The following is a 23679-nucleotide window of genomic DNA, read 5'->3' as shown; positions in this document are numbered from 1 at the left end:
CCAGCCTCCGCAGGAATATGTCAGACCGTCGTGCGGGCCCGGATCGCTTTCACATTCATGGATTCCGGCATGTTCATGGGTTCTGGTCGCGGGGTCTGAACTCGCCGCTTTGTCCCTTCACCCGTTCGGTCGCGGAATTTTGCCCGGCAAACGGGCTTTGACCGCCCATCGGCATTGGCTTTGTGTCATCGAGGCGGCGAATGAACCCAGTCCGGATAAAACTCACCTTCGGCCTATTCAACCGATTTGCGCCGTCATATCCATATTGACCCCCACGCGCTGCGTGACTAGAGCGAGTTGGTCCCGCGCGCTCCTGAGCCTGACGCCAAGGCGGGCGCGGAGCGATTTTCGTTTTTCGGCCCGTTATGTCGGCATCCGGCAAACGGATCGGGAAGCGCTCTGGTAAAGGGCGCGGCAGAATTCATTCAGAGAGGTGATTGTTCCGATGAAAGTTCTGGTGCCCGTGAAGCGGGTGGTCGACTACAACGTGAAGATCCGGGTGAAGTCGGACGGCTCGGGCGTCGAGCTGGCCAATGTGAAGATGTCGATGAACCCGTTCGACGAGATCGCGGTCGAGGAGGCGATCCGGCTGAAGGAGGCCGGCAAGGTCGAGGAGATCGTGGTGGTGTCGATCGGCCCGGCGCAGGCGCAGGAGACGCTCAGGACGGCGCTGGCGATGGGCGCCGACCGGGCGATCCTGGTCAAGGTCGACGAGGCGGTCGAGCCGCTGGGCGTGGCCAAGGTGCTGAAGGGCGTGGTCGAGGCCGAGACGCCTGAACTGGTGATCCTCGGCAAGCAGGCGATCGACGACGACGCCAACCAGACCGGCCAGATGCTGGCGGCCCTTCTGGGCTGGGCGCAGGGCACCTTCGCCTCCAAGGTCGAGATAGCGGGCGATCATGCAACGGTGACGCGCGAGGTCGACGGCGGCCTGCAGACGGTCGACCTGAAGCTGCCGGCGATCGTGACGACGGACCTCAGGCTGAACCAGCCGCGTTATGCCTCTTTGCCCAACATCATGAAGGCCAAGAAGAAGCCGCTCGACGAGAAGAGCCCGGCCGATTTCGGCGCCGACGTGAAGCCCAGGCTGAAGGTGTTGAAGACCGAGGAGCCGGGTGGCCGCAAGGCGGGCGTCAAGGTCAAGACGGTGGCCGAGCTGGTCGACAAGCTCAAGAACGAAGCCGGCGTGCTCTGAGGGCTCGGTGCGTCCTTCGAGGCTCGCCCTGCGAAGGACGCACCTTTCCTGCAACGGGCTGCGGGCTCGCACCTCAGGATGAGGACCGTGAGCGCCGAGGGCCAGCCGGGAATGCCGGCAAGGCACCGAGGGTCCTCATCCTGAGGAGCGAGCCCGGCAGGAGCTGGACGATTGGACAATTCCCTTGGCGGGCGAGCCTCGAAGGACGCACCCAAGGCAGCAGGCGCTAAGGCGCGCCAGAGAAGGAAACGGAAATGGCTATTCTTCTGATTGCCGAACACGACAACGCCACCCTGTCGGACCAGACCGCCAAGGCGCTGACGGCCGCGACCAGGATCGGCGCGGACGTGCATGTGCTGGTGGCCGGCAAGGGCGCCAAGGCAGCCGCCGATGCCGCCGCCAGGCTGACGGGCGTGTCGAAGGTGCTTCTGGCCGAGGCGGCCGAGCTCGAGCAGCGGCTGGCCGAGCCGCTGGCCGCGCTGGTGGTTTCGCTGGCCGGCGCCTACGACACGATCATGGCGCCGGCGACCTCGTCGGGCAAGAACGTCGCCCCGCGCATCGCCGCGCTGCTCGACGTCGCCCAGGTGTCGGAGATCATCGAGGTTGTTTCATCCGACACCTTCAAGCGTCCGATCTATGCCGGCAACGCCATCCAGACGGTGCAGACGACGGAGCCCAAGCGGGTGATCACCGTGCGCACGGCCTCGTTCCAGGCCGCGCCCGACGGCGGCTCGGCCGCGGTCGAGACGGCCAATGCGGCGACCGATCCCGGCCTGTCGAGCTTCGTCGAGAACAGGCTGTCGGAGAGCGATCGTCCGGAGCTGACCTCGGCCCGGATCATCATCTCGGGCGGCCGCGCGCTGGGCTCGTCGGAGAAGTTCCAGGAGGTCATCCTGCCGGTCGCCGACAAGCTGGGCGCCGCGGTCGGCGCTTCCCGCGCCGCGGTCGACGCCGGCTATGCGCCGAACGATTGGCAGGTCGGCCAGACCGGCAAGGTGGTGGCGCCGGAACTCTACATCGCGGTCGGCATTTCCGGCGCGATCCAGCATCTGGCCGGCATGAAGGACAGCAAGGTCATCGTCGCCATCAACAAGGACGAGGAAGCGCCGATCTTCCAGGTTGCCGACTACGGCATCGTCGGCGACCTCTTCACCATCCTGCCCGAGCTCCAAAAGGCGCTTTGACGCCTTTCGGGGAACGGTCGATAACATCGACCGTTGGAGCGCGAGACCGTGCGTCGCGCCCGTTGGCGCGCAAGCCACGCGGCCGGAGGGCCGCGCCGGCGATCGAGGCAAGGTGGATGCGATAGCATGCATCGGGGATTGGTATTAAATGTAGTGGCCGGGGTAGACGAAACTACCCCGGCCATCTATTTTTCGCACTGCACAAATTTCGGGCAGGGCGTGCCCTTTTCAGGGGATCGGCGAAAATGAGCAGCAAGATCAAGACGATTGGCATCATCGGCGCTGGCCAGATGGGCGGCGGCATCGCCCATGTCTCGGCGCTGGCCGGCTACGACGTGCTGCTATACGACATCTCGTCCGATCGGATCGAGAAGGGCATCGCCACGATCAGCGGCAACATGGCCCGCCAGGTCGGTTCCGGCAAGCTCGACGAGGCCCACCGCCAGCAGGCGCTGGCACGCATTTCCCCGGCCGCGATAGACGGCCTGGCTACGGCCGACCTGGTGATCGAAGCCGCGACCGAGGACGAGACCGTCAAGCGCAAGATCTATGCCCAGCTTTGTCCGGTGCTCAATCCGGAGGCGCTGCTGGCCACCAACACCTCTTCGATCTCCATCACGCGGCTGGCCGCCCAGACCGACCGGCCGGAGCGCTTCATCGGCATTCATTTCATGAACCCGGTGCCGATCATGAAGCTGGTCGAGCTGGTGCGCGGCATCGCAACCGAGGACGCGACCTTCGAGGCGGCCAAGACTTTCGTCCAAAGCCTCGACAAGACGATCACCGTCGCCGAGGATTTTCCGGCCTTCATCGTCAACCGCATCCTGCTGCCGATGATCAACGAGGCGATCTACACGCTCTATGAGGGCGTCGGTTCGGTCGAGGCGATCGACACCGCCATGCGGCTCGGCGCCAACCATCCGATGGGACCGCTGCAACTCGCCGATTTCATCGGCCTCGACACCTGCCTGTCGATCATGCAGGTGCTCCACGACGGTCTCTCGGATTCGAAATACCGCCCCTGCCCGCTGCTGGTGAAATATGTCGAGGCAGGCTGGCTCGGCCGCAAGACCGGCCGCGGCTTCTACGACTATCGCGGCGAGCATCCGGTTCCGACGAGATAGAAAATGCGAATAGCGAATAGCGAATAGCGAATAGCGAATAGCGAATAGAATTCGATTCTTCGGAAGCGGCTACAAGACGTTTTTACTTTTTCCCTATTCGCTATTCGCTACTCGCTATTCGCTGTCTTCCTACTCGCTACTCGCTATCCTCCAATTGCTGTCCCAATCAACCTCTTCGCATCATCGCTCGCCCACTCAGCCGGGCCGTTCATATTTGCCAGCAGGCAGCCTTCTGGGTCGATGAGAAGCGTCACCGGCAGGCCGAGCGCCAGGGCACGCTTCTTCAGGTCCTCGAACACGCCCATGGTCGCATCGCGATAGTAGCCGAGCGCGGTGACGCCGGTCTCGCCGAGGAACTTCTTCGGCTTGGTGTCGTCGCCGGTATCGATGTTGATGGCGACGACCTCGAACCTGTCGCTGCCCATCTCCTTCTGCAGCGCGTCGAGCGCCGGCATCTCCGCGCGGCAGGGCGCGCACCAGGTCGCCCACAGATTGACCAGCAGCGTCTTGCCGGCGCGATCGGCGAGCGTCATCGGCTTGCCGTCCGGCCCGTTGAAGGAAAGGCCCTTCAGCGATTGTGGCGGATCGGCCGGCAGCATGGCCGCGACCTGGCCGACCGCCGCGCTGGCGAGCGCCTTGGCCTTGTCCGCCTTCAGCGCGCAGGCCTTGTCCTCGTCCGTCGCGGCGAGGCTCGCCGCCGCCGGCTGCGCATTGTTGCCAGATGGGGTTTCGCTCACGTATACCGCCACGGCACCGGCAATGGCGCCGGCGGCAACGGCGAGCAAAATCAGGCGCGTGGCCGGGAAGAGCTTTTTGCCGTCTGACATTTTTCTTTTTCTCCGTGCGCGCGGGTTATCACGATGAACGACAAGAAGGCCAGCAACCAGATGTGGGGCGGACGTTTTGCCTCGGGTCCGGCGGCCGTCATGGAGGCGATCAACGCCTCGATCTCCTTCGACAGGAAGCTCTACGCCCAGGACATCCGCGGCTCGCTCGCGCATTCCGAGATGCTGGCCGAAACCGGCATCATTTCGGCCGAAGATCAACAGAAAATCGCTCACGGGCTGAACACGATTCTGAAAGAGATCGAGGACGGCGACTTCACGTTTTCGACACGGCTCGAGGACATCCACATGAATGTCGAGGCGCGGCTGGCCGAGCTGATCGGACCGGCTGCCGGACGGCTGCACACCGCCCGCTCGCGCAACGACCAGGTGGCCGTCGATTTCCGCCTCTGGGTGAAGGAGGAGCTTCAGCGCACGGCCGGGGCGCTGAAGCGGCTGATATCAGCCTTCCTCGACAAGGCGGAGGCCCATGCGGCCACGGTGATGCCGGGCTTCACCCATCTCCAGGCCGCGCAGCCCGTCACCTTCGGCCATCATGCCATGGCCTATGTCGAGATGTTCGGCCGCGACCTTTCGCGCGTGCGCGACGCGATCGGGCGCATGGACGAGAGCCCGCTGGGGGCAGCGGCACTCGCCGGCACCGGCTTCCCGATCGACCGTCACCACACCGCCAGGGCGCTGGGTTTCCGCGAGCCGACGCGAAACTCGCTGGACAGCGTCTCGGACCGCGACTTCGCGCTGGAGTTCCTGTCGATCGCGGCGATCGCGTCGACCCATCTGTCGCGGCTGGCGGAGGAGATCGTCATCTGGTCGACCCCGCAATTCGGCTTCGTGCGGCTGTCCGACAGTTTTTCGACCGGCTCGTCGATCATGCCGCAGAAGAAGAACCCTGACGCGGCCGAGCTGATCCGCGCCAAGACCGGCCGCGTCAACGGCCATCTCATGGGCCTGCTCACCGTCATGAAGGGGCTGCCGCTCTCCTATTCCAAGGACATGCAGGAGGACAAGGAAGCCGTCTTCGACGCCGCCGAGACGCTGGAACTGTCGCTCGCCGCGATGACCGGCATGGTGAGCGACATGACGCTCAACGAGGCCGCCATGAAACGCGCCGCCGGCGCCGGCTACTCCACCGCGACCGACCTCGCCGACTGGCTGGTGCGCGAGGCCGGCCTGCCGTTCCGCGAGGCCCATCACGTCACCGGCCGCGCCGTGGCGCTGGCCGAGGCGCGCAGGATCGGCCTGGAGAAGTTGCCGCTGGAGGAACTCAAGGCGCTGCATGCCGGCATCACCGACGACGTCTATTCCGTGCTGTCGGTGCAGAATTCGGTGAAGAGCCGCAAATCCTTCGGCGGCACCGCCCCCCAGGAGGTCAGGAAACAGGTCCGCTACTGGCGCAAGCGCCTGAAGAACGCCTGACCCGGGGGAAATGCATCGCCAGGAAAATCTCCCTGGAGCAGCTCCGCCTCCCTGTGAAGGCACTGCGCTCCGTCACTTGATTTTCGGGCCGATGCACTAGAGAAAGGCAACGGATGGATCGGGACGGACGCTTGATGACCGGAAGCAGGATTTTTGTCGGCCTTGTGCTGATCGCGGCTCTCGGCGTCGCCGGCTGTGGCCGCAAGGCCCCGCTCGACACGCCCTACGAGGCTGGAATGCAGGCGCGAAGGGATGCCGAAAGGGCCGGCGAGCCGCTGCCGCCCGCGCCGGAGAAACCGAACCTGAACAAACCTTTCGTGCTCGATCCGCTGCTTTGAGTGTATCCTAGCCTAGGTGTCGACCGTGAGACCCCCCTCTGGCCTGCCGGCCATCTCCCCCTCAAGGGGGGAGATTCCCTCGCATCGCCGACGTTCGTATCCTGGCATCGTTTGCAGGGCATGGCCAACGTCGGAGCTGCCAATCTCCCCCCTTGAGGGGGAGATGGCCGGCAGGCCAGAGGGGGGTGGCCTCGCATCGACCTGCAAATCCCCGCTTCCCCAAGGCCCAAGACCGTGAACCATTTCGACTATCGTGACGGCGTGCTGCACGCCGAGGATGTGGCGATCCCGGCGATCGCCGCTGCCGTCGGCCCGCCTTTCTACTGCTATTCGACGGCCACGCTGACCCGCCACTACCAGGTCTTCTCGCGCGCCTTCGCCGGTCTCGACGCGCTCGTCTGCTATGCCATGAAGGCCAATTCGAACCAGGCGGTGCTGAGGACGCTGGCAAGGCTCGGCGCCGGGGCCGACGTGGTCTCGGAAGGAGAGTTGCGGCGGGCGCTCGCCGCCGGCATCCCTGCCTCGAAGATCATGTTCTCGGGCGTCGGCAAGACCGCGCGCGAGATGGATTTCGCGCTTGCCGCCGGCATCCACTGCTTCAATGTGGAATCCGAACCGGAGCTCGAACTGCTCTCTGCCCGCGCCGTGGCGGCGGGCAGGACCGCGCCGGTGTCGCTGCGCATCAACCCCGATGTCGACGCCAGGACCCACAAGAAGATCTCCACCGGCAAGGCCGAGAACAAGTTCGGCATCGCCTGGCAGCGCGCCCGCGCCGTCTACGCCCGCGCGGCCGAACTGCCCGGCATCAAGGTCACCGGCATAGATACCCATATCGGCAGCCAGATCACCGAGCTGCAGCCTTTCGACGACGCCTTCGCCCTGCTTGCCGAGCTCGTCGACACGCTGCGCGCCGACGGCCACGCGATCGAACATGTCGATCTCGGCGGCGGCCTCGGCATCCCCTACCGCACCGACAACAGCCCGCCGCCGCTGCCCGACGCCTATGCCGAGATCGTCAGGAAGCACGTGACCAGCCTCGGGCTGAAGGTGATCTTCGAGCCCGGCCGCCTGATCGTCGGCAATGCCGGCATCCTGGTCTCGGAAGTCATCTATGTGAAGGAAGGCGACGCGAAGAATTTTCTGATCGTCGACGCCGCGATGAACGATCTGATCCGGCCGACGCTCTACGACGCCTTCCACGAAATCCGGCCCGTGGTGCTGCCGGCCGCCGACACGCCGCGCATGACCGTCGATATCGTCGGCCCGGTCTGCGAGACCGGCGACTATCTGGGCCACGACCGCGACCTGCCGCGGCTGGCGCCGGGCGACCTCATCGCTGTCGGCACCGCAGGCGCCTATGGCGCGGTCCAGGCCGGCACCTACAATACCAGGCTGCTGGTGCCGGAAGTGCTGGTCGACGGCGACCGTTTCCATGTCGTGCGCCCGCGCCCGGGCTATGAGGCGCTGATCGGCCTGGATTCCCTGCCCGACTGGCTGGCATAGGCGGGTCCCCGGCACCACGGTCCGCCCGGCGGAGCACAAAGCATATCTGTCTGAAGCGAGCGGCGGCTTCGGGAAAAAGCACCTGCGCCAAACCAGGAGCCTGCAGCTTATCGCGCCTCTCCTTTTTCATGCGATAGGCTGTAAGTCTCAGCCGTCGCGATGACCGCCGCCAAGCACACCGCACTTCTCGCCGCGCAGAAATCACACGCACCACTCGATAAATACAATCCTTATTATTTATTGCTTAAACCGAAGTATAATCTTACTGTATACCTTTCTAAAGCATGTCTCCCGAATGTGGGTACCGGTTTCGGGACAAAGACATGCGTCAAATCAAAGACCTACAGCATGTTGGGCAAATCCGTTTTCACGCAACACGCTGTAGAAAAGCAGTCAAAGGCTGGGCCATGCCTCTCAAGCCTCTCGACTTTGCGACTTCCAAGACTCTCGGCGGCGTCACCGAGATCGCCGTACTTGCCCCGATCCGCCGGGGGCGGATCCCTGGAGAGCGCCGCACCTATGAAGAGCGCCTGCGCTTCGTCATCTCGACGATCCAGAAGCGTGTCGAACAGGGGATTCCGATTGAACTCGACAGGGTTCACTCGATTCACTTCGGCCGGTTGATCATCATCAGGCCGGAACAGTATCTCGTCTATTCCGACCTTCCCGGTATCGCCTATGAAAATGACTGTCCGGGTGAGCCTGCTCCGTCGAGTTCGTCGTTCAAGATACCGCAGCCGATCGACGACTATCTCGAAACCGAGCTAAGTCGGACTCCTGAAAGGCTGGAACTGCGTTCCTGGCTGCTTACCCTGGTCGCTTTCGATGGCGACCTGAAAGTCTATTTCAGGGAAATAGCGGAATTCGTCGACAATGAATTCGACAATGTCTTTCGCAATTGCGAGGACTTTCCCTCGACGGACAATTTCGAGGCATTCTGGGCCTGGGTTCGGCGCTACCAGATCCGGTGCGACCTGTTCTACACCCGCTATCCGAACCTGTCGGTTGTGCGCATCAGGCAACTTGAAGAGTTCAAGCGGCGATTCGACGCCTTCGTCGCCAAGGTGAGGACGCCGACCGGCAAGCGGACGGCCTCGATGGACGAGCTGTTCGACGAATTCCTGCGCGAGAATCAGCAGCACGCCAGCGGTTTCCCGACGGCGGCAGGAACTTACGAGACTGGAGACTGCTGACGGGGAAACGATCATGGCGGATGATCCGCACATTGCTGCTTCAGAATCCTTGGCCGATGCGGTCCAGGCGCATATCGGCAGGGCGTCGAGATTCGCGGACGGCAAGACCCGCACCTGGTCCTTCTTCTTCTTTTTCCGCATCCTGACGCAGGCGGAAGTCCGTCAGGACATCCGCCGCCTCAAGCAAATCAAACCCGGCGATTTGGACGCAAACGCCGCCGTCGTCGAAGAGATCGCTTTGTCCCTGGCCGATCCGGCCCTGATGAATGCCGGCGTTGTCGAGCAGGAGTTGATCGATTGGGACAAAAGGGGGAACGTCCCGCGGGATGAGGAAGAATGCGAAGGCGCGCAGGCCGCGCTCGCTCCCGACATGCCGGCGCAGCTCTTCCTCGACTGGCTTCACCTGATTGCCGAAGCCGACACCACCAGGCTTGTCCGGACGTTTGAGCTGCTGCTTGGCTGCGCGGGGATCTCCGTTGCGGATCCTTTGCCGGCAGGGGACAAACAGGACACCCTGATCGAACAGATCCTGGACAACGCCGTCGGCGGGAACCCGTCCGAACTGGCCGAGACGCTGGGGGTCCTTGCCGACCGGCCGGGAGGGCTCCAGCAACTGGCAGCGGCGTTGCTCCCCGCCCTGAGCGACAATCCGGCAGCCGTTCGCGCCCTCTTGCAGGCGGTCGCGGGCGCGATCGTCGGGCAGCCCGTCAAGTCACGGCTTCTGCCTGAACTGCTCAGGACCATGGTCGCCGCCTTCATGAGTATCCTGCAGGATCGGGAAGCGTTCGAAAGCGGTTTCCTGGCGTTTGGCCACAATGCGGCTTCGGCGGGGGCGAATGCCCTGGCGGGCGGATTGCCGTCGGTCTGCCTTTACGAAATGCTGCGCCAGTTGGCGCCGGCCCATCTGACCGTCGACGGCAGGAAACTCGTCGGCATAACGCGAAGCGAGCGCGCCGAAGACGATGTGCCCAAGCCCGGAATGTTCGATCGGCGCTGGGACCCGGCCCCCATCAACATCGCTTTCACGCACTCCGGGCTGGCAGCCCTCAAGCTTGACCAGGCGACGCTCGCCTCTTTCCCGGACGCGTTCAGGGAAGGCATGGCCGCTCGTGCGGAACGTCTCGGCGACACCGGGCAGAGCGCGCCCGAATTCTGGGAAGGTCCATTGGGACTGAAACGCCTGCACGGATATGTCACGGGCGGCTATCTCGTGGGGGAGGAGAGCAATCCGGCCGATCCCGCCCTTTGGCAGGCACTGCGCGACGATGCGCACGCCTTCAATGCCCGATCGGGCGACTGGGGCTGGTTTCTGAGATTGATCCTGAACCTGTTCTTCAGGCTGATCGGCATGGAACTGCTGCATATCGAGATCGGAGAGGACCCCTATGACGCGCACGGTTGCCACGGCACAAGCGGGCCGACCTATCGCAGGGAACATTTCGGCTTCCGCGACGGCATAAGCCAGCCCTTTGTGGACATGCGCCTGGGCGATACGGCGCGCGGCGGTGGCACGCCGGGGCGCAATCGCACCTGGATCCCGGTCGCGCCCGGCGAGATATTTCTCGACGAGCCCGACGAGGACGGCAATCTTCATCAACAGCCGGCTCATCCGCTGTTGCGGCGCGGATCCACCTATCTCGTGTTCCGCAAGCTCGAGCAGGACGTCGCCGGGCTTCGCATTTTCCTTGCCAGGCAGCGCCCGAAGGACAAGGAGGCGCAGGAGAAGCTCGTATCGCAGTTCATGGGCCGCTGGAGGAACGGCACGCCCCTGGTCCTGTCGCCGGACGCGCCCCTGGAACTCGGGCGGGATCCGGACGGCCAGATGAACGACTTCCTCTACGCCGCCGACGATCCGGACGGCCGCAAGTGCCCCCTGGCCGCGCATGTAAGAAGAACGAATCCACGCGACATCGGCGGGTCGAACAACGTCCGCCGCCACCGCATCCTGCGGCGTTCCATCAGCTATGGCGGCCCCTTCCTGAAGGAGGGCGCCCTTGGCGACGGCAACAAGCGCGGTCTTCTGTTCGTCGCCGCCAATGCGCGCATCGACCTGCAATTCGAAGTGGTCCAGGCCGTCTGGATCAACAAGGGCGAATTCCTCGGCCAGGCCGGGTTGGCGCGCTGTCCGATCGCCGGATCCAATCACGGGCGGCCAGGCGACATGTTCCTGGAGGCGGATGCCGTCGCCCCGATCACCGGACTGCCGCGCTTCGTGACGACCCGCGGCGGCGACTACTTCTTCGCGCCCGGCCTGCCCGGAATCAAGGCCATCGCCAACGGCAACAAGTTCCCCATCGATCCGTGCGATTTACCGTTCAAGGGCTACAGCATGGGGGATACCAGAACGCCCGACCTTTTTGACCGCGATCGGCTCGCCTCCTATGGACGCGCGATCCTGTCGGGGCAGAAAACCGCGGTTCGGGTCGAACCGCCGGGTCCGCCCTCTCCTGGCGATCCCGCGTCCTCGCCCGTCGTCTTCGTCGCTCGCCACGCGGATGTGAAGACGGTCCTCAAAATGCGCCTGAAAGGCAAGAAGAAGAAAAAAGAGAAGATCATTCATTCGGTGGCCCACTACCGCGATGCGGGTCGGCGTATCAGTCGTTACGGCGACATCCTGATCGGCACCGAGCCGGGCTCGGAAACTGCCGAGACGCGCTGCCGCATGATGCGCATTCTCGACACTTGCTGGAAAGATCTCGACGATGCTGTGGGCGCACGTCGCCGGCTGGCCCGGATCGCGGATCGCCAGATCCTCTCGACCCTTCGCCGCACGGGACCTTCGCGCCGCATCGATCTCGTGCATGACCTCGCAACCGAAACGGCCTACGGTGTGATCGACGACTTGTTCGGCGTGCCGGGCCCTGATTGGCTTACCGAACTCGCCGTCGCCCTGCCTTTCTCGAAGCGGCATTTCGGCGAGATCAGTCCGGAGTGGCTGTCCGCGCTCGGCGCGCAGCGACCGGACAATCCGGGGCTCAAGACCATGCAGGTCTGGGCCGTTGCGGTTCTGTTGGACCTGGTCGCAAACCATCGCCTCCAGGAGGAAGTCAAGGGGATCTCCCTCAAGGCCGGAACCGAATTCCTCGCGCATATCGACCTCATCCTTGAAAAAGCGAGATCGTCTCCGCCGCCGCGACCGCAAAATCTGGTCCACGCCTTCGTCCACAAGGCAGACTATTTCGTCGAGGAGTATGACTATACGAAGAAGGACTACTATTCCGACGTCCGCATGCTTCTTCTGGAGTTGACGGGAACGACGATTGCCGTCGTTCCGATGGCTTTCGGGGCGATCATGGGTGCCCTGTTCGACTTCGGGATCGATCTCGCCGACCTGCTCGCGCTCTTGCGCCGGAAGTCAGCGGACAGCGCTGACGAGGCCGTCCACCGGATCATCTATGAGACGACCCGGCTTCGCCCGATATTCGAGATCCTCATGCGCCGCTGCGTGCAGGACGATGCATTGCCCAGCGGTGCCGTGGTGCAGCCGAACGAATGGGTTGCCTCGCTGATCGGAGCCGCGAACCTGGATCCGCGCAAGCATGAGCAGCCGCTCCTGTTTTCGCTCCACCCCTACCTTCCCGGACCTCCCCGCCCGCTCGAGGACTTTCTGCTGTTTGGCGCCGTCGGCGACGATGAGAAGGTCCATCGCACGTGCTGGGGGCGGGACCGGCTCGCCCTTTATCTATTGCAGAGATGTCTGCTGGCAGCAGGGCGTCTCGACAACCTGCAGAGGGTAGCGGGACCGGCCGGCGAGCCGAAAACGATGCTCAACGTGATCGTCGGCCTGACGGCGCGGTTCGATAAGGTACGGCCGGAACCGTAGCGGTCTCCTGCCGACACGGACTACCGCAAGGCGACGAGACCGAACTGCCGGCAAAGCACTCTCTCCTCGGCCAGGTCGCTTGCGACGAGCGGGCTGTCCGGCTCGATCTGCGAGCGCAGACGCGCGCGCAGGCCGACACCCTGGGCGATCCGAGAGGGACTGTCGATGGCGCGAACGGCCTCGACGGCGCGGTCGATCGCGGCCAGTCCCGATGCTGTCGCCCCGCTGCGGAACAGTGCCTCCCCGTAACCCGCGTCCAGATGGAATAGCTCGAGGCGCCCCGTACGCTTTTCGTGGCCGTGCCGAAGCCACGCCTCCACCATGCGCACGGCCTCCTCCGCCCGGCCGCAGCGGGAAAGCGCGGTTGCCAGATGGCCGACAAGGTTCGGCTTGATGGCGTCGTAGCCGTTGCGCTCGCTCGTTTCGAGTGCCGCGCTGAGACATTGCTGCGCTTCCTCGTCGCGCTTGAGCATGATCAGGCAGCGTCCGAGGGCAAGCCGTGCCAGCACCTCGGAATAGGCATCGCCGGCGGAAACCGCGATATCGAGCGCTTCTTCGGCGTAGGAGAGGCCGAGGGCGAAGCGGCCGACCTCCAGGACGAACCAGCTCATGAAGCCGCGCGCCATGGAACTTGGTATGGCGGCCGCGCCGAGCCGGGCGGTCCTGAGCTCGCCTGTCAGCATCTCGCACAACTCGCCCAGCAGTGCGATGGCGCGCTCGATCGCGCCCATCCCGTGCAGCGCATTGGCGACCATGAGCTGCGACGCGAAGATCAGCGGTACGTGCTCCTGTGCCCGGGCCATCGCCGATGCCGTTTCCCCGTGTCGGAGCGCCTCCGCATATCTGCCCTCGAACCAGCAGACCATCGCCATATGGCACAGGGCGGCACAGACCTTGTCGGGGCGGTTCTGCTTCTCGGCCAGTTCCATCGTTCGCGGCAGATAGGCGTTCATCCTGGCGAACTCGCCGATCTGCAGCATCTGCGCGAAGACCATGAGGGTGAAGTCGACGAAGCGCGGCTCGGCCGGTTCTCCGATGCGCTCGATGCAGCGCATGGCCCGCTCGAAGATGAGATAGAGCGAGCCGACGGCCGAGGAGCGGCGCGCCTGCAATGCCGCCAGCCACAGATATTCCAGCGCGGTTCCGTCGTCCTGCGCCCCTTCGGCATGGAAGGCCAGACGCTCGTAATATGGGCCTGGATCGGCATGAAGCGACCTGAGCGCCGCGTGCGCTGCCCGATGGATTTCCCTGCGTCGGTTGCCCGGCAGCATCTCCGAGCATGCCTCGGCCACGATCGCGTGGCGGAAACGGATCCATGCCCCGGTCGACGGGTGGATGATCTCCAGCCGCTCTAGCTCGGATCGGGCGCTGCGAAACGTCCCGGCGTCCAGTCCCAGCGTCCGCAGCGCGAGATCGGTTTCGACCTCCTCCCCGAGCAGGCTCAGCGCCTGTGCTGCAGACTTGGCCGTCGCCGGCAGCCGGTTGAGGCGGGCGTGAATGACGGATTCGACGCTTTCCGGCAGGAGCCGCGCATCGGCGGTGCCGTCGCTCGCCAGCGACAGGATGATCTGCTCGAGAACGAAAGGAACGCCGTCGGCCCGATCGATCGCCTTCTCGATCAGACCCGGCGGCGGCTCGGTGCCCGGCCAGAGCCGGCGCGCCATTTCCTGCATGTCCTCGCGCGGCAGGGAATCGAGCCGCAGGAGCGTCCCGACGACATCGTCCAGCTCGGTCGACGTCTCGGGTCGCCCCGTAAGCAGCAACGAGCATGTTGCCGAAGCGCCGGCGAGCAGCTTCAGGCAATTCATGCTCTCGAGATCGAGGTGATGGATGTCTTCCACCACGATCAGGGCGGGAGCCTTGCTCGCCAGGATCCTGGTCAGGGTCTCCACCAGCTTGCGGGCGACCTGGGTCGGCGTCATCGGGCTGGCGTGATCACCCCCGTCGGCCCGCCCGAAGTAAAGGACCGCTCCGAGCGCGTCGCCTGCTTTTTCCGCGCCTGCCTTTCCAAGTGCCGCGGCGATTTCTTCGTCCGATGCCGTGTCGCCCAGGAACAGTGCTCCCAGGATGAGCGAACGTATGGCTGCATAGGGCGTCGTTCTTTTGCGGCTGTCGCAATGGAAGATGAGGACGAGCATGCCGCTTGCCTGCGCGTCCTCGATGGCTGCGGCAGCCAGTCTGGACTTGCCGATGCCGGGCTCGCCGATGATTGCGACGGTTCGCTTTGCGCCTGCCGGCTCGGACTGAGCCTTGCGCAGGACTTCCCGCTCCGCGCTGCGGCCGATCAGGGGAAGCTGGTAGCTGCGCAATATGTCATGCGCCGCCGGTCGTCCGGGGCGGCTCAGAAGACGGAAAACGCGCGCCTTGACCTTTTGCAGGGCGGGAAGGTCTTCATGGGGCTGCAGGACGAGTTCCGATCGGCACAGCTCCTGCGTCCGCGAGCTGATGAGGATGCCGTCGGGCGGCGCGCGTTTTTGGAGCGCGGCCGCGATATGCACCGTGCCGCCGACGGTGTCGAGGCGACTGCCGAAGCCGATGTCCAGCTGCCGAAGCCCGACCAGCCCTGAATGGACCCCGACGCGAAGGCGGATGGGACGACCGTCGGCGTCGCGCAGCGGCGCGGCGTCGAGCGCCGGCTGCTGGATCAGCCAGGCGGCCTCGCATGCCCTGTCGGCATGATCTTCCTGCGAGTCCGGCCATCCGAACACGGCGACGCCGCCGTCGCCCGAGAAGCTGACGAGCATGCCGCCGGCCTGCCGCACGGCGCCGCCGACATGGCGGAATATCGGATCGAGGAATTGCTCGGCCTCGTCTGGGTCGACCCCCGCTATATGGTCCGTGGAATCGATCGTGTCCGCGACGAGGATGGTGACGATGCTGCGCTCGGCATTGGCCGCGAGTTCCGCTGCCGTGCCGGCGGGTCGGCCTTCGGCACTTGCTTGGGGAGCGGACGTCGCTTCGTCTGGCACGGCGGCACATCCGGCGGGAGGGCTCGACGCTTCATTGTACCGCAGAAGAGACGGCCGCGCACAGACGACGAAAGGTTGTTTTTCCGGTATCCATCGCCTGAGAGCACGGCAGGCAAGGATTGATGTCCGCGCTTCTCATGACGGATTTCGGGCCTGCAAGGCGGCTGGGCGGTCTTCTTCATCCTTCGCCTTGCGATGCGTTTCATGGTTTCGGGCCTTGAGCGGCGGCCCAGTGTGGTCTCGGAGCACCCGCACCCGGCTCGATCACGATTTCGCAACTTGCCTCGTCTTTGCCGCGATCGATGTTATGCTTTGTTTGAGAGGATCCGCGCCATGAAGGCGCGTTCCAGCGGAAAGGCCGATGGCGGAACACGGAAGCGAGAGCGGGATGTCTGGCGGACGGCTCACCCGCACACGCATCACCACGCGGGCCGCCATGGTCCTTGAGCGGATCTGGCCGCTCATCCTGCCCCTTCTCGTCGTCGTCAGCCTGTTCCTCACCGTTTCCTGGTTCGGCCTGTTCCGGCTGATGCCCGACACGCCGAGGCTGGCCCTCGCCGCCTGCTTCGCGCTTGCGGCTCTCGCCGCGCTTTATCCGCTGCGTTTCTTCCGGATGCCCACGGCCCGGGAGGTCGATCGCCGTATCGAGCGGGCCAATGCGCTTTTGCACTCGCCGGTGTCGGTCCAGACGGATCGGTTGAGCGGCAAGGGCGGCCTGTTCGCCGAAGCACTGTGGCGGGAGCACCGCAGGCGTATGGCCGCGCGGCTCGACGACCTCGGGAGCGACCTTCCGAGGCCCCATGTCCCCGAGCGTGACCCTTGGGGGCTGCGCGCATTGGCAGCCCTTCTGCTCGTCACCGCCTTCGCCTTTTCCTTCGGCCCCTTCGGCGGCAGCCCTGACGACGCCTTCCGCGCCCATGCCGGCCGCGACGTGCTGCCGCCTCGCATCGACGCCTGGGTGACCCCGCCGGCCTACACCGGCAAGCCGCCGATTTTCCTGACCAGCGATGCCAACCAGAATACGGCGGTCTTCACCGTGCCGACGGGCAGCGAGGTCGCGCTGCGCGTCGCCGGCGGCACGGGCGAGGAAACCCTCGCCTACACCGATGCCGCGGGAAACAGCCGCGAAATCGCTCCCAAGGCGCCCGCCGATGCGGCGCAGCCGGTCGGGGCCGGCGCCACGCGTCAGTTCGCGGGAAAGCTGGAAGCCGACGGCGTGCTCAGCTTGAAGTCCGGCGCGTCAGCGCTGAACAGCTGGAACTTCGCCGTCATCCCGGACAAGCCGCCGGCCGTCCGCTTCTCCGGCGAGCCGAAACGCGCCCTGAACGGCACGCTGGAGCTCAACTACGAAGTCGAGGACGACTACGGCGTCGCCTCGGCCAAGGCGGAGTTCGAACTCGCCGATCCGCAGGCGCCGGATGCGCGCCCGCTCTACGAAGCGCCCGAAATGTCGCTTGCGTTGCCGCGTCGCGGCGCCAAAGGGCCGGCCGCCAGGACGACGCGCGATCTCACCGAGCATGCCTGGGCGGGAGAGCGGGTCAAGGTGACCCTCAAAGCCGTGGATGCCGCGAAACAGGAAGCGTCGAGCGAAACCAAGACGATCGTCATGCCGCAGCGCCCCTTCAGCAACCCGCTGGCCAGGGCGGTGGTCGAACAGCGGCGCATCCTGGCGCTGGACGCCAACCGCAAGGCGCGGGTGCTGGAGCTTCTCGACGCCATAACGCTGCGACCGGAGGACACGATCCCCGAGCTGTCGCATTATCTCGCATTGATGAGCGCCAGGACGCGCCTCAAGGTGGCCTCGACCGACGATCAGCTGCGCGACGTCGCGGACTATTTCTGGCAGATCGCGCTCGGCATCGAGGACGGCGACCTGTCGGCAGCCGAGAAGCGGCTCGCCCAGGCCCAGGAGGCCCTCAGGCAGGCGCTGGAAAACGGCGCCAGCGACGAGGAGATCGACCGGCTGATGAAGGAGCTGCGCGAGGCGATGAACGAATTCCTCAGGGAGTTCGCCGAACGGGCCCAGCAGAATCCCAATCTCGCCGACCAGATGCCGCAGCCCGGCCAGGAGCTTCGCCAGAGCGACCTCGATCGCATGCTCGACCAGATCGAGAACCTCGCCAAGTCGGGCAGCCGGGACAAGGCGCAGGAGCTGCTGTCGCAGCTGCAGGACATGATGAACAATCTGCAGGCGGGACGCCAGCAGCGGCGCGGACAGAGCGGCCAGGAAAACAGCGAGATGCGCCAGCGCATGGACGAGCTGGGCAACATCATGCGCCGCCAGCAGGAGATGATGAACGAAACCTTCCGCATGGACCAGATGCAGCGCGGCCAGCGCCAGCGCGGTCAGGGCCAGCAGGGCGAGCAACAGGAAGGCCAGCAGGGCCAGCCCGGCGAGCAGGGCCAGGGCGGGATGTCTCCGGAGGAGTTCGCCGAAGCGCTGAAGCAGTTGCAGGAGGGCCAGGGCCAGCTCCGCAAGGACCTTGAAGCTCTCATGAAGGGACTGGAGGGCCTCGGCATCCAGCCCGGCGAGGGTTTCGGGGAGGCCGGCGAGGCCATGGGCGAGGCCGAGGGAGCGCTCGGCCAGGGCGAAGGCGAGCGCGCCACGGGCGAGCAGGGCCGCGCGCTGGAAGCGCTGCGGCGCGGCGCCCAGGACATGATGAACCAGATGATGCAGGCCATGCAGGGCGAGGATGGCGGCGGCCAGGAAGGCGGCCGTCAGCAGAGCTCCGACCGCGACCCGCTCGGCCGGCCGCGCGCGACGACGGGCCCCGATTTCGGCGATTCGGTCGAGGTGCCCGACGAGATAGACGTCCAGCGCGCCCGCCGGATTCTCGATGCGATCCGCGAGCGGCTTGGCAATGCGCTGAGCCCGCAACTCGAGCGGGAATATCTGGAACGATTGCTCGACATGAAGTGAGCGCGCTTCGGCCGACGGTCCCCTGATCGGGAAATTCGCCGCAAGAGCCGGTGCTCGGCGTCGGCCTGGTCACTTCTTGATGACCCACGCCGTTTCCGCGTTGACTTCGGCTCCACGGCGATGGAATTCTTGACCGGCGATTTCACGATGGGAAGCTGCGCCGGTTCATCGCTGTCGCCTTCCAGTGCTCGCTTTGCAAACCTCGACCGCATGCGTCGCCCCTGCCATGGAAGTGGGGTGGAAAGCCTTTTGATTTCAGTCGTATAAGGCTTTGCCAGATACCCCTCTCTGTCCTGCCGGACATCTCCCCACAAGGGGGGAGACTGGCCGGCCGCTTGGATTTCGCCAATCGTCGACGTCGCAGGACGAGTGCCGTCATCGATGACAGCCAGTCTCCCCCCTTGTGGGGGAGATATCAGGTGGACAGAGAGGGGTGCGAAGACACGCGGCACTTTTCATCCAGGATGGCGCCCGACGCTGGCAGGCGGATGAGGGGCGGCGCCAGACCGTCAAAGTCCGGGGCAGCCGCCTCCGCTGAAGAGCGTCTGCAATCTGGCCTGATGACTGAAATATCCAATTTCTTGACGCTCGTTCCGAGCCGGCGAAGAAACAGGTGTTGTCCTGCAGATTTCCTGTTGTCTACAGGGGAAAACGCCTCGATCGTCACAGTCAGATGGCCGCAGCAGATGATCGGAAAATCCAACCGCTTCAAAAGCCACGCGGTCCGGAAAGCGACGGCAGGCTTGCTTCTCCGGATGCGAAACGGGCCCCGGCCTTTCAGCCGGAGCCCGCGTCCTTGTCCGATGCTCGAAGCCGCGATCAGGCGATGGTCTGGCCGAGGGCCACGGCGGTGTCGGCCATGCGGTTCGAGAAGCCCCATTCATTGTCGTACCAGGACAGCACCGACACGAAGTTGCCGCCCATGACCTTGGTCTGGTCGAGCGCCAGGGTCGAGGAATGCGGATCGTGGTTGAAATCGATCGACACGTTCGGGTGATGCGTGACGCCGAGGATGCCCTTGAGCTTGCCCTTGGAGGCGGCGATGACCGCCTCGTTGATTTCCTCGACGGTGGTGTTCCGGCTCGCCACGAACTTCAGGTCGACGACCGACACGTTCGGGGTCGGCACGCGGATCGACACGCCGTCGAGCTTGCCCTTCAGCTCGGGCAGGACGAGGCCGATCGCCTTGGCGGCACCCGTCGACGTCGGGATCTGCGAGAGCGCGGCGGCGCGGCCCCGGTAGAGATCCTTGTGCATCGTGTCCAGCGTCGGCTGGTCGCCGGTGTAGGAGTGGATGGTGGTCATCATGCCCTTTTCGATGCCGACCGCGTCGTTCAGAACCTTGGCGAGCGGCGCCAGGCAATTGGTGGTGCATGACGCGTTGGAGACGACGACATGGTCCTTGGTCAACTGGTCGTGGTTGATGCCGTAGACCACGGTCAGGTCGGCGCCGTCCGACGGAGCCGAGACGATGACGCGCTTGGCGCCGGCCGTCAGATGGGCGGCCGCCTTGTCGCGCGCGGTGAAGATCCCCGTGCATTCGAGCGCGATATCGACGCCGAGATCCTTCCAGGGAAGCTGCGACGGATCCTTGATCGCGGTGACCTTGAACTTGTCGCTGCCGATGCTGATCGTGTCGCCATGGACGTCGACCTCGCGCGGGAACCTGCCATGCACGCTGTCGAAGCGCAGCAGATGGGCGTTGGTCTCGACCGGGCCGAGATCGTTGACGGCGACGACGTCGATATCCTTGCGGCCGGATTCGTAGATGGCGCGCACGATGTTGCGGCCGATGCGGCCAAATCCGTTGATGGCAACTCTGACGGTCATATCTTTCTCCCGGGGAGCGTGAAAGCGGGTTGAAACGTGCCCGCCGCTTCTTAACCACGGCCGCGCCAAGAATCCAGCGGCTGCCGACGGTCAAATCGTTTGAACGGAATCCACGGCGGAGCGGGTTTTTGTCGCGCCCCGCCGTGCGGCCCTGATCAAGCCGGTTCGGCCAAGGTCCGAGGCCTCAACGCCTGGCCAGACGCGCCTCGACAGCCTTGACGGTCGCGTCCGCCGTGATGCCGAAATGCGCGTAGAGCTGCTCGATCGTGCCGCTCGCGCCGAAGCCGGTCATGCCGATGAAGATGCCGTCGGTGCCGATGAAGCGGTCCCAGCCCTGCCGGATGCCCGCCTCGATCGCGACCCTGACGGGAGCATCACCGAGGATGGCGGCCTTGTAGCTGTCGGCCTGCTTCTCGAACAGCTCGAAGGCGGGAACGGAAACGACGCGTGTCGCATGGCCCTGCGCCTGCAGCAGGCTGCGGGCGGCCATCGCGATCTCCACTTCCGACCCGGAGGCGAAGATGGTGACCGCAGCCGTGCCGTCGGCCCTGGCCAGTTCGTAGGCGCCGTAGCGGCACAGGTTCTCTTCCGTGTATTCGGTGCGCACGGCAGGCAGATTCTGGCGCGTCAGGGCCAGCGTCGACGGCGTCTTTGGCGTCTCGAGCGCGATCTGCCAGCATTCCGCCGCCTCGGTCGCGTCGGCCGGGCGGAACACGGTGTGGTTCGGGATGGCGCGCAGCGCGGCCAGGTGCTCGACGGGCTGGTGGGTCGGGCCGTCCTCGCCGAGGCCGATGGAATCGTGGGTCATCACGAAGATCGTCCGGATGCCCATCAGCGAGGCGAGACGCATCGCCGGACGCGCATAGTCGGAGAAGCACAGGAAGGTGCCGCCATAGGGGATGACGCCGCCATGCAGCGTCATGCCGTTCATGGCCGCGGCCATGCCGTGCTCGCGGATGCCGTAATGGACGTAGCGGTTGCCGTAGTCGCCCGCGGCGATCGCCTTGGTCTGGCTGGTCTTGGTGTTGTTGGAACCGGTCAGGTCGGCCGAGCCGCCGATCGTCTCGGGCACGATGCCGTTGATGACTTCGAGCGCCATCTCGGAGGATTTGCGGGTCGCGACCTTCGGCCTGTCGGCGGCCAGCTTCTGCTTGTAGTCGGCGATCGCGGCGTCGAGTCCGCCCGGAAGCTCCCCGCGCATGCGCCGCTCGAACTCGGCGCGGACCTCGGCGTCGGCGACCGCGAGCCGCTTCTCCCATGGCGCCCGCTTCTTTCCGGCATTGAGGCCGGCCAGGCGCCAGGCGTCGAGGATGTCGGAGGGGACCTCGAAGGGTGCGGCGTCCCAGCCGAGCGTCTTGCGGGCGGCCGCGACTTCATCGGCGCCCAGCGGCGAGCCATGCACCTTGTTGGTGCCGGCCTTGGTCGGCGCACCGAAACCGATCGTGGTCTTGGCCGCGATCAGCGTCGGCCGGTTGGAACCGCGGGCGCGCTCCAGCGCGTCGGCGATCTGGTCGGGGTCGTGGCCGTCGCATGCGAGCGTATTCCAGCCGGACGCCGCGAAGCGCGCGAGCTGGTCCGTATTGTCCGCGAGCGACACGGGGCCGTCGATGGAGATGTTGTTGTGGTCCCAGATGACGATCAGCTTGCTGAGCTGCAGATGGCCGGCCAGCGCCAGGGCCTCCTGCGAGATGCCCTCCATCAGGCAGCCGTCGCCGACCAGCACATAGGTATAGTGGTCGACGAGGTCGTCGCCGAACCTGGCGTTGAGGATGCGCTCGGCGAGCGCCATGCCCACGGAATTGGCCAGGCCCTGGCCGAGCGGACCGGTGGTCGTCTCGATGCCGGCGGCGTGGCCGTATTCGGGATGGCCGGCCGTGCGCGATCCGAGCTGGCGGAAACTCTTGATCTCGTCGATCGTGACGTCTTCGTAGCCGGTCAGATAGAGCAGCGAGTAGAGCAGCATCGACCCGTGGCCCGCCGACAGCACGAAGCGGTCGCGATCGGGCCAGTGCGGGTTTTTCGGATCATATTTCAGGAAGCGCGTGAACAGCACCGTCGCGATGTCGGCCGCGCCCATCGGCAGGCCGGGGTGCCCCGAATTGGCCTTCTCGACGGCGTCCATGGAAAGGAAGCGGATCGCATTCGCCATCCGGTCGTGTTTTTCGCGGTTGCTCATGATCGCTCGCAGGGTTCGGAGGGTTTCGGGGGCGATTGGCCTGGCCCCTTCCAAGGCTGGGGGACACATAGCAGTTGGCCGTACGGAGTCAATAAATCGGGTAGCGTCGCCGCGTCACGCCTAAAACGATTTAACAAGCACCTATGGTCGATCAGACCGCCAGCTTGCACCAAAGCCGAGTGGCCCGGACGAGCCTTGCCGGCGGGTAGGGCCGCCACACCCGGCTCGCCGGCACAAATGGAGGGGAAAGCGCCAAGAGCTTTGTTGACGCCCGCTTCGCGCCCCGCATAAGCTTTCCCGGGCAACGCGTTTGGAATGCGTGCGATTCGATGCTGGGCGGGCTTGGAACAGGAGCCATGACCGGAGAAGCAACACTCAAGGAGGTCATCGGACGGCTCGGCAAGGCGATCGAGGCGTTGGAAAATGCCGTGGCCGCGCGACTGGAGCAGGACCAGGACTACTCCGAGGCCGAAGCCGAAGTGCAGCGCATGAACGCCGACAGGGCGCGGCTCGCGCAGGAGCTGGACAATTCCGAGGCGCGCGCCGAGCGTCTCGAGGAAGCCAACAAGGAAGTCTCCCGCCGGCTCGTGACCGCCATGGAAACCATTCGCGCCGTGCTCGACAGGTGACGCCATGCCGCAAGTGACCGTGACGATCGACGGCAAGCAGTATCGGATGGCCTGCGACGAAGGCCAGGAAGAGCACCTGATCGGCCTTGCCCAACATTTCGACCGCTATGTCTCCCATCTCAAGGATTCCTTCGGCGAGATCGGCGACCAGAGGCTGACAGTCATGGCCGGGATCATGGTCATGGACGAGCTGTCGGAACTGCAGAAGCGCGTGAAGGGCATGGAGAGCGAGATCGTCACGCTCCGCAAGACCCGCGACGACGCTCTGATCAAGGCCGACAAGAACGACGCCGCCCTGACCGGCGCGCTCGGCGGCCTGTCCGACCGGATGGAAGCCCTGGCCGCGAAGCTGACGGCAAAGCGGACCTGAGCCGCCTCGAGCCCATTCGCCTTCCTGGACGCAAATTCCCGGAACGGATCGTGCGCTCCCTTGGAGCCACGCGGACGCATCCGAAACTGTCGCCGAATTGCAAGCCGACAAGGCAGCCAGCGGCAAAGTAGAGACTGCGATCACATCCTGTATCGCAGTGCAAC

Annotated in this window: 15 protein-coding genes; 11 read left to right on the top strand and 4 right to left on the bottom strand. The window is 65.1% G+C overall.

Features of this window, described 5'->3' with window-relative positions; translation table 11 throughout:
- Window positions 1-445 precede the first annotated feature (445 nt).
- The 3 genes from JN302_RS12095 to JN302_RS12085 all read left to right on the top strand — a co-directional run bounded on the left by JN302_RS12095 (window position 446) and on the right by JN302_RS12085 (window position 3503).
- Entirely contained in the window at window positions 446-1195 is a 750-nt protein-coding gene (locus JN302_RS12095) for an electron transfer flavoprotein subunit beta/FixA family protein (RefSeq protein WP_202333012.1), read from the top strand.
- A gap of 254 nt (window positions 1196-1449) precedes the next feature.
- Window positions 1450-2379, top strand: a complete 930-nt coding sequence (locus tag JN302_RS12090; protein ID WP_202333011.1) for an electron transfer flavoprotein subunit alpha/FixB family protein — start codon at window positions 1450-1452, stop codon at window positions 2377-2379.
- Window positions 2380-2624: 245 nt separating this feature from the next.
- Complete coding sequence (locus tag JN302_RS12085) at window positions 2625-3503, top strand: 3-hydroxybutyryl-CoA dehydrogenase (protein ID WP_202312394.1); 879 nt, start codon at window positions 2625-2627, stop codon at window positions 3501-3503.
- Between the two features lie 143 nt (window positions 3504-3646).
- On the opposite strand, the gene tlpA is transcribed toward JN302_RS12085, so the two are convergent.
- A complete protein-coding gene (gene tlpA / locus JN302_RS12080; protein ID WP_202333010.1) occupies window positions 3647-4330 on the bottom strand; it encodes a thiol:disulfide interchange protein TlpA in 684 nt (227 codons plus the stop codon).
- Between the two features lie 33 nt (window positions 4331-4363).
- On the opposite strand from tlpA, the gene argH reads away from it, so the two are divergent.
- The 5 genes from argH (at window position 4364) to JN302_RS12055 (ending at window position 12621) form a co-directional block, all read left to right on the top strand.
- Window positions 4364-5764, top strand: coding sequence for an argininosuccinate lyase (gene argH, locus JN302_RS12075; protein WP_202333009.1), 1401 nt, complete (start codon window positions 4364-4366; stop codon window positions 5762-5764).
- A gap of 134 nt (window positions 5765-5898) precedes the next feature.
- Complete coding sequence (gene lptM / locus JN302_RS12070; RefSeq protein ID WP_202312391.1) at window positions 5899-6102, top strand: LPS translocon maturation chaperone LptM; 204 nt, start codon at window positions 5899-5901, stop codon at window positions 6100-6102.
- Between the two features lie 234 nt (window positions 6103-6336).
- Entirely contained in the window at window positions 6337-7605 is a 1269-nt protein-coding gene (gene lysA / locus JN302_RS12065; protein ID WP_202333008.1) for a diaminopimelate decarboxylase, read from the top strand.
- Between the two features lie 407 nt (window positions 7606-8012).
- On the top strand, window positions 8013-8798 hold the full coding sequence (locus tag JN302_RS12060) for a hypothetical protein (protein WP_202333007.1): 786 nt from the start codon (window positions 8013-8015) through the stop codon (window positions 8796-8798).
- Between the two features lie 13 nt (window positions 8799-8811).
- Complete coding sequence (locus JN302_RS12055) at window positions 8812-12621, top strand: Dyp-type peroxidase domain-containing protein (RefSeq protein ID WP_202333006.1); 3810 nt, start codon at window positions 8812-8814, stop codon at window positions 12619-12621.
- A 20-nt stretch (window positions 12622-12641) separates the two neighbouring features.
- On the opposite strand, the gene JN302_RS12050 is transcribed toward JN302_RS12055, so the two are convergent.
- Window positions 12642-15590: an ATP-binding protein gene (locus JN302_RS12050; RefSeq protein ID WP_202312386.1), complete on the bottom strand. Its 2949-nt coding sequence runs from the start codon at window positions 15588-15590 to the stop codon at window positions 12642-12644.
- 361 nt (window positions 15591-15951) lie between these two features.
- Here JN302_RS12050 and JN302_RS12045 point away from each other — a divergent pair, with 361 nt between their 5' ends.
- Entirely contained in the window at window positions 15952-18510 is a 2559-nt protein-coding gene (locus JN302_RS12045) for a TIGR02302 family protein (RefSeq protein WP_202333005.1), read from the top strand.
- 819 nt (window positions 18511-19329) lie between these two features.
- On the opposite strand, the gene gap is transcribed toward JN302_RS12045, so the two are convergent.
- Window positions 19330-20340: a type I glyceraldehyde-3-phosphate dehydrogenase gene (gene gap / locus JN302_RS12040; RefSeq protein WP_202333004.1), complete on the bottom strand. Its 1011-nt coding sequence runs from the start codon at window positions 20338-20340 to the stop codon at window positions 19330-19332.
- Window positions 20341-20524: 184 nt separating this feature from the next.
- Window positions 20525-22516, bottom strand: coding sequence for a transketolase (gene tkt, locus JN302_RS12035; protein WP_202333003.1), 1992 nt, complete (start codon window positions 22514-22516; stop codon window positions 20525-20527).
- A 356-nt stretch (window positions 22517-22872) separates the two neighbouring features.
- Between tkt and JN302_RS12030 the strand changes: the two genes are divergently transcribed.
- Window positions 22873-23145, top strand: a complete 273-nt coding sequence (locus JN302_RS12030) for a DUF4164 domain-containing protein (RefSeq protein WP_202333002.1) — start codon at window positions 22873-22875, stop codon at window positions 23143-23145.
- Between the two features lie 4 nt (window positions 23146-23149).
- Window positions 23150-23515, top strand: a complete 366-nt coding sequence (locus JN302_RS12025) for a cell division protein ZapA (protein ID WP_202312374.1) — start codon at window positions 23150-23152, stop codon at window positions 23513-23515.
- Window positions 23516-23679: the final 164 nt, after the last annotated feature.

Source organism: Mesorhizobium sp. L-8-3, assembly GCF_016756615.1.
Classification (GTDB): Bacteria; Pseudomonadota; Alphaproteobacteria; order Rhizobiales; family Rhizobiaceae.
This window is presented reverse-complemented; position numbering and strand designations above follow the sequence as displayed.